The 13,857-nt window shown below is 30.8% G+C and carries 15 protein-coding genes; all 15 read left to right on the top strand.

Annotated elements, in window-relative coordinates; genetic code table 11:
- The coding region (locus Q0Q99_RS07345) for a T9SS type A sorting domain-containing protein (RefSeq protein ID WP_293893668.1) at positions 1-1,138 on the top strand (1,138 nt) is incomplete at its 5' end.
- 148 nt (positions 1,139-1,286) lie between these two features.
- Positions 1,287-2,063 carry a hypothetical protein gene (locus Q0Q99_RS07340; protein ID WP_293893665.1) on the top strand — a complete coding sequence of 259 codons (777 nt, stop codon included), beginning with the start codon at positions 1,287-1,289 and terminating at the stop codon, positions 2,061-2,063.
- Between the two features lie 27 nt (positions 2,064-2,090).
- On the top strand, positions 2,091-3,149 hold the full coding sequence (locus tag Q0Q99_RS07335; protein WP_293893662.1) for an N-acetylneuraminate synthase family protein: 1,059 nt from the start codon (positions 2,091-2,093) through the stop codon (positions 3,147-3,149).
- 42 nt (positions 3,150-3,191) lie between these two features.
- On the top strand, positions 3,192-3,941 hold the full coding sequence (locus tag Q0Q99_RS07330) for a crotonobetainyl-CoA--carnitine CoA-transferase (protein WP_293893659.1): 750 nt from the start codon (positions 3,192-3,194) through the stop codon (positions 3,939-3,941).
- A gap of 64 nt (positions 3,942-4,005) precedes the next feature.
- Positions 4,006-4,881, top strand: coding sequence for a methyltransferase domain-containing protein (locus tag Q0Q99_RS07325; RefSeq protein WP_293893655.1), 876 nt, complete (start codon positions 4,006-4,008; stop codon positions 4,879-4,881).
- 9 nt (positions 4,882-4,890) lie between these two features.
- The gene (locus Q0Q99_RS07320; protein WP_293893652.1) at positions 4,891-5,415 is read left to right on the top strand and encodes an HAD family hydrolase; all 525 of its coding nucleotides are present in this window, start codon (positions 4,891-4,893) and stop codon (positions 5,413-5,415) included.
- Entirely contained in the window at positions 5,399-6,670 is a 1,272-nt protein-coding gene (locus tag Q0Q99_RS07315; RefSeq protein ID WP_293893649.1) for a DUF4910 domain-containing protein, read from the top strand. Before Q0Q99_RS07320 ends, Q0Q99_RS07315 begins: the two co-directional genes overlap by 17 nt.
- A gap of 4 nt (positions 6,671-6,674) precedes the next feature.
- The gene (locus Q0Q99_RS07310) at positions 6,675-7,955 is read left to right on the top strand and encodes a hypothetical protein (RefSeq protein WP_293893646.1); all 1,281 of its coding nucleotides are present in this window, start codon (positions 6,675-6,677) and stop codon (positions 7,953-7,955) included.
- Complete coding sequence (locus tag Q0Q99_RS07305; RefSeq protein ID WP_293893643.1) at positions 7,945-8,451, top strand: acyltransferase; 507 nt, start codon at positions 7,945-7,947, stop codon at positions 8,449-8,451. Before Q0Q99_RS07310 ends, Q0Q99_RS07305 begins: the two co-directional genes overlap by 11 nt.
- A 2-nt stretch (positions 8,452-8,453) precedes the next feature.
- The gene (locus Q0Q99_RS07300; RefSeq protein ID WP_293893640.1) at positions 8,454-9,866 is read left to right on the top strand and encodes an oligosaccharide flippase family protein; all 1,413 of its coding nucleotides are present in this window, start codon (positions 8,454-8,456) and stop codon (positions 9,864-9,866) included.
- Positions 9,867-9,869: 3 nt separating this feature from the next.
- Positions 9,870-10,499, top strand: a complete 630-nt coding sequence (locus Q0Q99_RS07295; protein WP_293893637.1) for an acyltransferase — start codon at positions 9,870-9,872, stop codon at positions 10,497-10,499.
- A 7-nt stretch (positions 10,500-10,506) separates the two neighbouring features.
- Entirely contained in the window at positions 10,507-11,565 is a 1,059-nt protein-coding gene (locus Q0Q99_RS07290) for a glycosyltransferase (protein WP_293893634.1), read from the top strand.
- 8 nt (positions 11,566-11,573) lie between these two features.
- Positions 11,574-12,692, top strand: coding sequence for a glycosyltransferase family 4 protein (locus Q0Q99_RS07285; RefSeq protein ID WP_293893631.1), 1,119 nt, complete (start codon positions 11,574-11,576; stop codon positions 12,690-12,692).
- A 42-nt stretch (positions 12,693-12,734) separates the two neighbouring features.
- A complete protein-coding gene (locus Q0Q99_RS07280; protein WP_293893628.1) occupies positions 12,735-12,965 on the top strand; it encodes a hypothetical protein in 231 nt (76 codons plus the stop codon).
- Positions 12,966-13,186: 221 nt separating this feature from the next.
- On the top strand, positions 13,187-13,786 hold the full coding sequence (locus Q0Q99_RS07275) for an acyltransferase (RefSeq protein WP_293893625.1): 600 nt from the start codon (positions 13,187-13,189) through the stop codon (positions 13,784-13,786).
- Positions 13,787-13,857: the final 71 nt, after the last annotated feature.

Below are 13,857 nucleotides of genomic sequence, written 5' to 3'. Positions count from 1 at the left end.
AACAGTTTGTTCCGGAGGTTCGGGTACTGTAAAACTTGTAGGTAATGTTGGTACTTTACAATGGGAGTATTCATTTGATGGTGTTACTTATGTAAATGCTCCAAAAGCAGCATCAGTTCCACTTGATAATCCATTTAGTACAACTTCAACCAGTACTACAGGAGCAAGTTATGTGGTTACCAATATTACTCAGAATGTATATTTCAGAGCACGAGTAATGAGTGGCGCATGTTCAGCCCTTTATGCAGCTCCGGTTCAATTTACTATTGGAACATCAGCTTCTGTTGGTACAGCCTCGGCTTCACCTGCCTCTCCACTATGTACAGGAACAGGTACTACATTAAGTTTGACAGGTACTAACGTAGGAGTTATTACATGGCAAAAGAAAACCCCTATAGCTACTACATGGACAAACATAGCCAATTCAAATGTTCCAAGTATTTCTACAGGTAACTTGACAGTAACAACAATGTATAGAGCTTCAGTAACTATTGGATCATGTTCAACAGTTACAAGCAATGAGGTAATAGTTTCAATAGTTGCTGCTCCATTAGCTAAAGCAGTTACAAGTAATGTAACTACTCCATCAGGAGCGAGTTCAACTTTGGCACTATGCAGAAGTTTTAGTGTTACTAAAACATTGACTATAGGAGCTGGTTATAATGGTGCTATTCAATGGCAAAGATCTATTGTTTCTACAACCTCAGGTTTTGTTTCTATTGCAGGAGCAACTTCACAAAGCTATACAATAAATGAAGCATCAGTAGGAGCAAACTTCTACAGAGCAGTATTTACCAATAGTTGTGGAGCGATAGCAAATGGTGTAGCAGTAACGGTATGGTATAAAGATTGTTCAGCTAAAGCTGCAACTTCAGATGCAGGATTTACCTCCTCATTTAATGTAGTTGCGTATCCGAATCCATACAGTGAAACCTTCAATTTGAGTTTAACAACTGCAAGTGAAGAGAAAGTAGGTATTGTGGTTTATGATATGACCGGAAGACTTATTGAAAGAAGAGAAGTGAGAGCTACCGATATTGTTGAACAACAAATCGGAGATCATTATCCTAGCGGAGTTTACAACGTTGTTGTAACACAAGGCGAAGAAGTTAAAACACTTCGCGTTATCAAACGATAAGTATCAAATTAATAAAAGTAAAAAGACCTTCGAGAAATCGAGGGTCTTTTTTTATAAAATCATATAGCTTTAATACAATTAATTTGATTACCATTTATAATAGGTTGGTAATTTTCAAATTAGTAATTTTGGTATTTTAAAAATCAAGATGATTGCAGAAAGAGAGAAATTGATGTGCTTTATGCTCCAGGCAAGAATTGGGTCAACCCGGTTGCCAGGAAAAATGATTCTCCCTTTTTTTAAAGAGAAGAATATCCTTCAATTAATTATTGAAAAATTAAAAAAGTGTTTTCCGAATATTCCTATAGTGCTGGCTACTTCTATTGAATCTTCAAACGACGCCTTGGAAACTTTAGGAACGGATTTGGGATGCCTTGTGTATAGAGGGAGTGAAAACGACGTGTTGTCTCGTTTCATTGAGGCCGGAAATAAATTTAATTTCAGTCATATAATTCGGGTTTGTGCAGACAATCCTTTCCTGGATGTAAAAGAAATGCAACATTTAATTAAATTTGCCAAAGGTAACAGCCAATATGACTATGTGGCTTTTAAAGTGAATAATGAACCAAGCATCATAACGCATTTTGGTTTTTGGGCAGAATTAGTTACTTTAGAAGCGTTACAACGTATTGATTCGATGACAAAAGAAACACTTTATCACGAGCACTTGACCAATTTCATATATAAAAACGTCGAGTTGTTTGAAATTAAATATTTACCAGTGAGCCCTGTTTTGGAAGGAAGAAATGATGTGAGAATGACATTAGATACTTTTGCCGATTTTGAATTGCTTTCTGAGATTTATGGTCAATTGTATTTAAAGTATGGAAACCAATTTTGTATTGATGAGATAATTATCTTTTTAGACAGTAATCCTGATTATAAAAGAGAAATGACAGTGCAAATAAACAATAATTCAAAATAAGCCCTATTTTTATATCTTGTATAAATTATGATTGAAGAAACAAAAAACGGAACATATATTATTGGGGAGATAGGACAAAACCACAATGGCTCCGTAGATATTGCCAAACTAATCGTTGAACTGGTTTCAAGACCTATTTTTGAGGATGATTTTGGCATGGAGTTGAAACCAATGAACGCTGTTAAACTAACCAAAAGAGATTTGAAAGAAGAATTGACGGATACCCATATGAATCGTCCTTATGATTCGCCTCATTCTTTTGGAAAGACTTATGGCGAACACCGTGAATTTTTGGAACTCAATGATGAGGAGCACTTTGAAGTGTACAAATATGCCAAAAGCCGAGGGCTTGATTTTGTGGAAACACTATGTTCAGTCGGTTGTCTTTCTTTGCTAAAATTGTTTGAGCCTGATTGTTTGAAAGTAGCAAGCCGCGATTTGACGAACCTGCCATTATTGGCAGCAATGGCAGAAACCAAAATACCAATCGTACTGTCTACAGGAATGGCTGGAAAAAAGGAATTGGATGATGCTTTAAATACGATTTCTAAATACCATAATAATATTTCAATTCTGCATTGTGTTTCACAATACCCAACACATCCGGATAATTTAAATTTAAAGACCATCACTTATCTTCAAAAGAATTATGGCCAGTATGTTATTGGTTTTTCCGATCACACTATTGGGATTTCCGCTCCAGTGGTTGCAGTAGGTATGGGAGCCCAGATTATCGAAAAACACATTACTATCGACAGAAATATGAAAGGCACGGACCAAGCAGGATCGTTAGGGCCTGAAGGTGTTTTCAGAATGGTCCGAGATATTAGGATTGCCGAGAAATGGGCTGGAGTTGAAGATATTTACATCGAAAAAGAGGTGCTTTCTGCCAAAGTAAAATTGGAGCGTTCGATAGCGGTTAAACGACAATTAAATGCAGGCGATATAATACTCGAAGAAGATTTGCAGTTACTGAGCCCCGGTGATGGTTTCAAATGGAGTCAGAAAGATGAAATTATAGGGAAAAAGATTCAGGTTACTATTCCTAAAAATGAATTAATTTATCCAAATATGATTAAATTTTAATAAAAATATTAGTATAACGATTTACTAATTAAACCAAATAATATGAGCATCGAAATAAAAACCATAGCCTCAACATCTGAACTTGATAAAAGAGGTAAGTTTCTGGAGTTGTATGAAAATTCTCCAATTCCTGAAAATGAAAAATTGACAAATTCTGGGTTGTTTGTGAAAAGACAAGATTTAACTAAACAGTTGTTTTTCAATGACATGTATAGCAAGTTTTTAGATGTTCATGGTGTCATTATGGAGTTTGGAGTTCGTTGGGGACAAAATTTGGTAACACTAAACAATCTTCGAGGGATTCATGAACCTTATAATCATAGTAGAAAAATTATTGGGTTTGACACCTTTTCAGGTTTTGCCGAAGTAGACGAAAAAGATGGGAACCATGAAATAATTAAGAAAGGAGCCTTTTCAGTAACAGACAATTATGAAGAATATCTTAAAGAGGTTTTAGAATATCATCATAGCGAATGCCCTTTGAATCATATTAATAAAAACTTTTTGATAAAAGGAGATGCAACTATAACGCTCGAAAATTATTTAAAGGAACATCCAGAAACGATAATTGCATTTGCCTATTTTGATTTTGATGTCTATGAACCAACAAAGAAATGTTTAGAATTGATAAAGCCATATTTAACCAAAGGTTCTATCATTGGTTTTGATGAATTAAATGACCCGCAATTTCCAGGGGAAACAGTAGCACTAAGAGAATCACTATCCTTACAAAACATTAGAATACAACGCAGTAAATACAGTGGAATTCAGTCTTATTTTATTGTAGAGTAATGAATTAAATAAGAAAAATTGAACATTCGCAAATATTTAACTATAGACTTTAAATTAAAAAATAATGATTAAATCAAAACTAAAAAAAATTATAAAATCTTTTTTAAAGAAAAAAAGAATAAAAATTACAAGAGAAAAAGATCCATTTAATTTGCAAGTTTACAGAAAAACTGTTAGTGAAGAGGTTCTTAAATCGTCTCCTTTTTATAATGTAGGCGCAGGTTCTTTTTATCATCCATATTGGAAAAATATCGATTTTGCTAGTGATTGGTATGGTGGAGTTCAAAAAAATTTTATTCATCATGATTTGATGTCTGGAAATCCGCTACCCTTAGCTGACAAATCTGCAAAATTGATTTATACTTCCCACACTATTGAACACATAAAGGAAAATGCTGTAAAATTATTTTTTTCCGAAGCCTATAGAGTTTTAGAAGCCGGAGGTGTTTTTAGAATTCAAACGGGTCCAGATGCGATAACGAACTTTAGAGCATTGCAGGCAAATGATGAAGATTGGTTTTATTGGGATAATAATTATGTTAAAAAAGGAAGTTATGAGCATAATTTCTTTAATCCAGCAACAAGTGTTTCTTTGGCTGAAAGATGGCTTCATCACGTGGCAGGACCATTGGCTAAAAATGATATTTCGCCTAGTAAAATAAAATTTAATGAAGAAGAAATAAATGCAATAATTAAAGAAAAGGGTTTTCCAGATTGTTTAGATTATTTTTGTTCGTTAGTTGAATTTGATCCAAATAGACCAGGGAATCATATTTGTTGGTGGTCTCATGACAAAATTATTACTTTTCTTCAAGAGGCTGGTTTTAAAAATGTTTATCGTTCAGGTTGCAATCAATCTGTTTCTCCTTTAATGAGAAATTCAGTTCTATTTGATCACACCCACCCACAAATATCCATTTATGTTGAGGCAATAAAATAATTTTTAAAGATGAAAGCTTTACCTAAACTCATTATCACAGACATAGACGGTGTATGGACTGATGGAAGTATGTATTATGATCAAACAGGAAATGAATTGAAAAGATTTCATACTTATGACAGTGCGGGGGTTTTATTTGCGAAAATAGTAAATATTCCAATTGCCATTTTAACAGGTGAAACTACTGAAATTGTTAATAGAAGAGCTACTAAACTGAAAGTAGATTATTTTTTTCAAGGAGTTAAAAATAAAGTTGAAATTGCTCAAAAATTAATTGACCAATTACATATAAATTTTGATGAATGTGCTTTTATTGGTGATGACATTAATGACATTTCACTTTTACAAAAAGTTGGCTTTAGCGGTTCTACTGCAAATGCTCCTGAATATATAAAAGATAAAGTGAATTTTGTTACCACAAAAAAAGGGGGAGAAGGCGCGTTTCGGGAATTTGTAGAATATATTTTGAACGCCAATGGAGTTTTTGAACAAGTTTTAGAAAAAGCGATATTTAATAATGAAAAATCAAATTGAAAATTATTTTGACAGACTTTTTCCAATAAATAGAAGTCTCACTGGGAATGGAGTACGACAAACATTTGATATTCTCAAAGAAATAATTGATTTTGTAATAACCGAAGTTCCATCAGGAACTAATGCTTTTGATTGGATTGTTCCTAGAGAATGGAATGTCAATCAAGCTTATATTATTACTCCAAATGGAGAGAAAATCGCCGATTTTTCTGTTAATAATTTGCACTTAATAGGTTATTCAATTCCTTTTGAAGGAACACTATCTTTTGAAGAATTGAGTTCTCATATTATGACTCGACATGATTTTCCTGAAGTAATTCCTTATGTAACTTCTTATTATGTAGAACGATGGGGTTTTTGTATGAGTTATAATGATTTTTTAGCTCTTCCAAAAGAAGGTTTGTATAAAGTTGTTGTTGATACTACTTTAAAAGATGGTTCAATGACCGTAGGAGAGGCCGTAATCAAAGGTTCATCAGATAAAGAAATTCTTTTTACTTCTTATTGTTGTCATCCCAGTATGGCTAATAATGAAGTGTCTGGAATGTTAGCTCTATCATTTCTTTATCAATTAATTAAAAAAAAGAAAAACCTAGAATATACCTACCGATTTTATTTAGCTCCTGAAACTATTGGTGCCATTTATTATCTTTCACAAAATGGATTTCATTTCAAAGAAAACCTTATTGGTGGTGCTGTGCTGACGTGTTGTGGAGATGAAGGTTCAATTACTTTAAAAAAATCCAGAAGTGATTCTTATTTTAATGAAGTATTTAATAATATTTTACAGTTTAAGGAAGAAGAATTTAAAGAAAGAGATTTTTCCCCCATGGGAAGTGATGAAAGACAATATTGTTCTCCGGGTTTTGACTTACCAGTAGTATGTCTGTCAAGAACTATGTATGGAGAATATAAAGAATATCACACCTCTAAAGATGATAAATCATTGATAGATTTCCAATCTTTAGAAGACTATATTTTGCTTTTAAATGAAGTAGTAGACAGTATTGAACTTGACGGAAAGTATATCAATCAAAATCCTTATGGAGAACCGCAATTAGGAAAAAGAGGTTTGTATCCAACCTTAATGGCGATTGAAGACAGAGGAGAAAGTTTAGCCAAGTTATTATATTTGCTAAATTATAGTGATGGAAAACATTCATTATTAGATATTAGCAACATAATGAGGAAGCCAATTATGTCTTTTGAAAAGGAAATAAATAACCTTTTAGAGAGCAAATTATTAGTAAAATAATAAAATGTTTAGAAACGCTAAGACACTTTTTTATTTGAATCAATACTTTGTCATTAGACTTGGTGAAAAAGTGTACAAATACAATTCTCAAATAGAAACCTTATATGTTTTTAGAGCATTTTCAACTTTAGTATATAATTGTTTCAAGCTGATTTCATTTAAAAAAAATGATGCAATAAAAAAGAAGTATAAACAAATTGTTTACATCGAAACCATCAATCAGAAAAATGCCATTATTGATGTTTTTAATGCGATGAACGATAAAAAGGAAACGTTATTCATACTCAATAATCAGCTCAAAATTGATGGATTTGACTCTATTTATTTCAACACAAGGAAGCAGTTTTTACTATCATTATTATACTTTATAAAAGCTTTTTCTATTTCCAAAAAGTATATTAGTAGTCATAAGAAAAATATAAACGGAACACATGTTTTGGTAAATTTATCTTTATTATTAGCTTCAAATAAAATATTGGAAGGTTATTTAAAAAAAACAGGATGCAGTAAAATTATTTTAACAAATGATCACAATCTCATTCCAATTTCATTGTTGTTAGTGTCTAAAAGATTAAAAGTTACATCATATTATATTCAACATGCTTCTGTATCTCCAGCTTTTCCAAAACTGCTTCCAGATGTTGCATTATTAGAGGGTCAACAAGCTGTTGATGTTTATACTGAAATAGGTAATTTATCAAGAAGAATATATTTAGTTGGAGTTTCTAGATTAGATGGTTTTTTGTGTTTTAATAAAAATAAAGCTAAAGAAGAATTAATTGTAGGCTTCTGTTTAAAGCCATTTTACTCGAAAGAGATAATTGACTTGATAATTCAAACTATTCTTTCGATAAAAAAAGTTAAGAAAATTATTTTAAGACCTCACCCAGGTGATGACCTCAATTTTTATAATCAATTCTTAACTTCTGATTCTATTGAAATTTCTAATTCTAAAATAGAGCGTCCGCATGATTATTTGAAAAAAGTGAGCATTATAATTTCTGGTGAATCTTCCATTATTTTGGAAGCTACTTTAATGAAAGTAAAGACCTATTATATAGATGATAAAGTGGCTTGTTTTGATCTGTATGGTTATATTAAAAATGGAATAACTACTTTTGTTGAAAACGTTGAGTTTTTGCCTCAACACATTGAACAACTTGAGGAAAATGAAATAGAACAGCAATACAATAATGCTAAATATTATTGCAGCACTGTGAATACGGAATATGAAAATCATTCCAAAGAATTAATATTAAGAAAATTACTAGTTAATGATTACTAAAATTATAAATAAATTAAAGCAGATTAGGAAATCCTATTACAAAAAACAAGTCTTAAAAACTGCGGAATATGTAAAAGGACAAATTTTCGTTAATGGGTTGACTTATGTTAATACTAGAACTAGACTTGGAAATAATGTTAATTTTAATGGATTAAGAATTCTTGGAAATGGTAAAGTTGAGATTGGAGATAATTTTCATTCAGGAATGGATTGTGTTTTTTTAACGCAAATTCATAATTATGAAGGAGAAAAGATTCCTTATGATACTTCAATAATTCTTAAAGAAATTATTATTGAAGATAATGTGTGGTTGGGTCATGGAGTGATAATTTTAGGAACGGTTACTATTGGTGAAGGTGCGATTATTCAAGCAGGCGCAGTAGTAGTCAAGGATATTCCCAAATATGCCATAGCAGGAGGAAACCCAGCGACTGTTTTTAAATATAGAGACGAAGCACATTATACTAAATTGAAAGAAGAGGGTAAATTTCATTAATAATGTTAAAAAAACTATTTTCACATACCTTTATCTATGGATTTGCTAACCAAATTCCAAAAATTGCAGGTTTATTTTCTTTACCTTTTATTACAAAGTATCTTACTGAACAAGATTATGGTATTTTTGGTGTAATCATATCCTATATTGGAGCAATAGAAGTATTTAGTTCTTTAGGATTAAGAATAATTTTGGTAAATACTTTTTATAAACACCCGAATTTGTATTTGAAAGTTTGGGGTGAAATTTATGGATTTTTAATGATATGGAATTTAGTTTTTCTTTTTTTTAAAATTTTATTTCTTTGGGTTTTAATTCCAAGTGAAGTTCAAAATATTCCTCTTGTTATTTTTTTAAATATTGGAGCAGGATTGTTTTTTGGACCAACATCAGCTATAGGATCTACTTTTTTTCAAATTAAACAAAAACCTTTTCCAATTGCTATAAGAACCATTATTTTTGGAACATCAACTGTTTTACTTAATGTATTGTTTATTGCTAAATTAAAAATGGGATATTTAGGTTGGTTTTATTCTATTTTTATTGTTTCTGTTTTAGATAATGCTTCTTATTTTTATCCATTAGTTTTTAAATATAAATTAAAACCAATTTTTAAAATTTCTTTTAGAAGAATAAAATCTTATTTAAGAGTTACGCTTCCAACTATTCCACATAGTTATTCTACATTTTTATTAAATACTTCAGATAAAATTGTAATGCAACGATTATCGGTTCCAATAAATGATATCGGTAAATATAATGCTGCTTATACTGTGGGTAATTTTTTTAGTTCAATAGGCATGGTTAGTGGTTTTGCGATTGCACCTTTGATGAATGAATGTTATAGAAATAAAGACGAAAAGGGAGCTAGAAGATTGGTGTTTGTTCTACAAATAGTATTTTTTATCGCTTCTTTCATAATAAGTATTTGGTTGAAAGAAATATTTCAGTTACTTATTAAAAACCAAGCCTTAGCTGCGACTTATCCAATAGGAATAATTATAGTGATGGCTTATAATTATCGAGCGATGTATTTTGGAGCAATAAATAAATTAGTGTTTTTAGAAAAGACTAATATTCTTTGGAAAATTACTTTTTTTGCAGGAATAACCAATGTAGCAATGAATTTTGCTTTAATTCCTTTTTTTGGTTATAAAATAGGAGCTGTAACTACTTTTATAAGTTTGATGTTTATGGGATATTCAGGTTATTATTTAAAAGATTTTAAAAATAATAATTCTCTAAATTATTATCCAATCTATTGGATGTTGGCAACATGTGTCTTGACAGTAGTTGGATATTTATTAAGAGATATAGGCGTTATATCTAAAATTGCAGCCACTGCATTTTTTTTAATAGTACTTGTCTTTTTAAGCTTTAAATATTTCATAAAGAATATGAAATTTAACATTTAAACTATGCTTTTCACGATAAGAATTTATATTTCAAAAATTCTAAAGACACTCAAGCCAATTAGAGGTGTTAAGAATCATTATGAAAATGATGGAAAAGGGTATAAATTTAAATTGGACGTTATCGGTAACAATAATAAAATTACTATTGGATCATCAATTGTTATGAATTCGACAATCTATATTAGAGGAAATAATAACACTCTTACAATAGAAAATCAATGCCATATTAATAATACTAATTTTAGAATTGAGGATGATAATGGAGTATTGAGTATTGGAAATAAAACATCCATTGAAGGAGCTAATTTTATTATTGCGGAAAACAACAAAAATATAATTATAGGAGAAGATTGTATGTTTTCATCAGGGATTCAGATTGAAGCATCTGATTCTCATACCATTTTTGATATAGATAGCAATGAAAGAATTAATTTTGGAGAAGATATTATAATTGGAAATCATGTTTGGTTAGGAAGATTTGTTACAATACTAAAAGGGGTAACAATAAATGATAATTGTATTATTGGCACCAAATCTTTAGTCACCAAAAGCACAGATACTAATGGATTATATGTAGGAATTCCTGCAAAAAAAATAAAAGACAATGTGAATTGGAATAGAACAAGAAATTGATTCAAAAATGAAAGTTATTAGACTCACTACATCACTAGATTTTGGAGGTCAGGAACAACAATATATTTCATTTGTTGAAGGAAAAAGTGATTTTAAAAACAACTATATTTTTGCAGCAATAGGCCATGGTGGTTATGCAGAAAAATTAATTTTTAGTAAGGGATTTGAGGTAAAGATATTTAATGAAAATCCCAGTATTACAAATTTAAAAAACATTTGGAAGCTTTATAAATGGTTTAAAATAGAAAACCCAGATATCGTTCATACAGCCGCCGCCGAAGCTAATTTTCACGGGATTATCGCAGCAAAAATGGCCGGAGTAAAAAATATAATTGCCGAGGAGATTGGTTTTCCAAATCATTCCAATAAAGCTAGATTTATTTTTAGTAATCTTTATAAACTCACCAAAAAAGTTATTTGTGTATCTAAAGCGGTGCAAGATTATTTGATTGCTATTGATGAAATAGACTCTAAAAAAGGTTATGTAATTTACAATCCTGTGAGTGAAAAAGATTATATTAAAAGAGAATTACCAAATGAATTTACAATTGTAAGTGTTGGTCGTTTTGAAAAAGTAAAAAATCAAAAACTACTTATCAACGCTTTTTCAAAATTAAATAATAAATCTTCTAAACTAATTCTTGTTGGAGATGGTAGAGAACGAAGTAATATCGAACAATTAATTTCAGAATTAAATCTGAATAAAAGAGTTACGATTACAGGTTTTGTTCCCAATCCAGAGCATTATATTGCGAAATCTAGTTTGTTTGTTCTGCCTTCATTTTCTGAAGGATTTGGTATTGCTGTTGTGGAGGCAATGCAGCAAGGACTACCTTGTTTATGCACAAACGTAGGCGGAATACCAGAGTTTGTTGTTGAAAATGAAACAGGATGGTTATTTAACCCCAATGATGAAGATGAGCTGGTTGAAAAATTGAATTATATAATAACGCTGCCAACAGAATCAATAAATTCTATTGGAGAAATGGGAAAAAACTCTATTTCGAGTAAATTCACTACTAGTAAATATGTCGAAAATTTGGAAAATCTTTATCAAAACCTATAATGATCAGAGTGTTAAATATACAGGAGACAATTGGTTCGGGTGGAGTAGAAAGAAGAAGATTATCTTTAGCTAAACTCTTGGATAAGCAAAAATTTGAGTTAAAAATTATTTGCACCAAAACGGAGGGACCAACAGCTGATGAAATAAGGGCAAATGGAGTTGAGGTTATCCCAATTGGTTTGTTAAATTTTCCTTTTCAATTAAGTCAGCACAAAAAAGTGATGAAAATAATTGACGACTATAAACCACACATTATTCATGGAGCTGTTTTTGAAGGAGTTACTATGGCCGCCATTAATGGATTCATTAAAAATGTTCCAATTATACTAATAGAAGAAACATCCGATCCTCAAAATAGAAGATGGAAGGGACATTTATTGATGAAGATTTTTGCGACCATATCAGATAAAGTAATTGGCGTATCCCCGTCAACAACTGAATATTTGTTAAGTAAATTAAAAATATCAAAAGATAAAGTTGTTTTAATTAACAATGGAGTTGCTTTGCCAAGAGAGGTTGATAGTGACATAATAATTAAGTTAAAAGCAGAATTTGGAATTAAAGATGAAGAAATAGTTATTGGAACAGTTGGTAGATTATTATCAGATAAAAATAAGCGTTTCTCAGATTTAATAAAAGCCTTTAACATTCTCATAAATAAAGGAGTAAATGCAAAATTGGTAATTGTTGGTGATGGTAAGGAGAAAGAAAACTATCAAAAACTTGTTTTGGAACTAGGAATTAAAGATAAAGTTATCTTTGCGGGTTATCAGCATCAACTTGACAAATATTATGAAATGTTTGATATCTTTTCACTTGCTTCATCTCATGAGTCTTTCGGTTTAGTTCTTGTTGAAGCAATGTTTCATAAATTACCCGTAGTTGCGACTAGAGTAGGGGGAATGAGATATATAGTTGATGATCAGCAGACCGGCTTTTTAGTTGAAAAGTACAATTTTGCAGAAATAGCTAATCGTTTGGAAATTTTATATAACGATCGTAATTTACGTCATGCTTTTGGGGAAAACGGATACCAAAAAGCGTTGCGAAATTATACGGAAGAACGATATGTTAAAAATGTCGAAGATTTGTATCTGTCATTAGTCAATCAAAAGAAAATCCGTTAGTTTCGACTTTAAATTATATATATTTGTATAAATGTGTTAGAAATGATAAAAAATAAATTGCGAACGCTTATTAAAAAGTTCTTCCTCCACAAAAATGAAGAATTGTCAAGTTTTTCGTTAAATGAATTATACCACCACGGAAGTTATTTGCCTTATACTACTTCGTCGCTAAAGTTTCGTTTTTTAGCCTGTTTGGTGAATGATGGTGTAGTCAGTAACAGAACGAAGGTCTTAAAATTTGAAAAGGAATTTCAACTACTGTCGTCGCATTGATTAAGATGAATCCGCTCTATTGTATTACCACAATCAATTTGTTTGATAATTTCAAGATATTTATTCATAACTCAGACCGCGTTGGTGAAATGGAGCTGACAAAAAGAATTTGCAACTCTTTACCTAAAGCCAAACCACCTTGCTCGGATTTTTTGACCTTTTCAAAAAGGGGTATTTTAATTATGCCATTTAGTTTGTAAACAGTTTTTTTTAGTTTTGAAATGAATAATAAAATTTACCTTCCTGGATTAAACGGTATTAGGGCAATAGCGGCACTTTCGGTAGTTTTTAGTCACATCAATAATAAATTGGATTACTACTCATTACCTAAAAGTGAATTGCTGGATTTAGCTAATTTTGGGGTAACTATGTTTTTTACACTTAGTGGCTTTCTGATTACCTATCTTCTACTAAAAGAAATTGAAAAAACAGGCACTATCGATGTAAAAAAATTTTACATGAGAAGAATTTTAAGGATTTGGCCGCTCTACTATTTTTATCTGATAATTGTCATTTTTCTAAACGGAATTCAAAATGTTGAATGGCCGATACTATTTTATATATTCATTCTCCCTAACTTCAAGACTTCTTTTAATGGCGTTATAGCAACAGTAGTTGGAAGTGAAAATTTGGTATATATGGTCGGGCATTATTGGTCTTTAGGAGTTGAAGAACAGTTTTACGCCTTTTGGCCGTGGCTTGTTAAAAAGCCTAAAATATTATTCAAATTTTTAGTATTCTTTCCTATATTTTATCATTGTTGTCCGATAAAAGTAAATAAAAAAGAAGCCATAAAAATGGCTTCTCAATTAAAATCGTAATTTAGAGTTGCAAAAATTCAAATAACGATGAGTAAAAGTAATTATTTTTCTAGTAAATCTGTTTTCGGACA

The organism is Flavobacterium sp., assembly GCF_025352425.1.
Lineage (GTDB): Bacteria > Bacteroidota > Bacteroidia > Flavobacteriales > Flavobacteriaceae > Flavobacterium.
The sequence above is the reverse complement of the archived record's forward strand: the minus strand, read 5'-3'. Positions and strand labels throughout refer to the sequence as shown.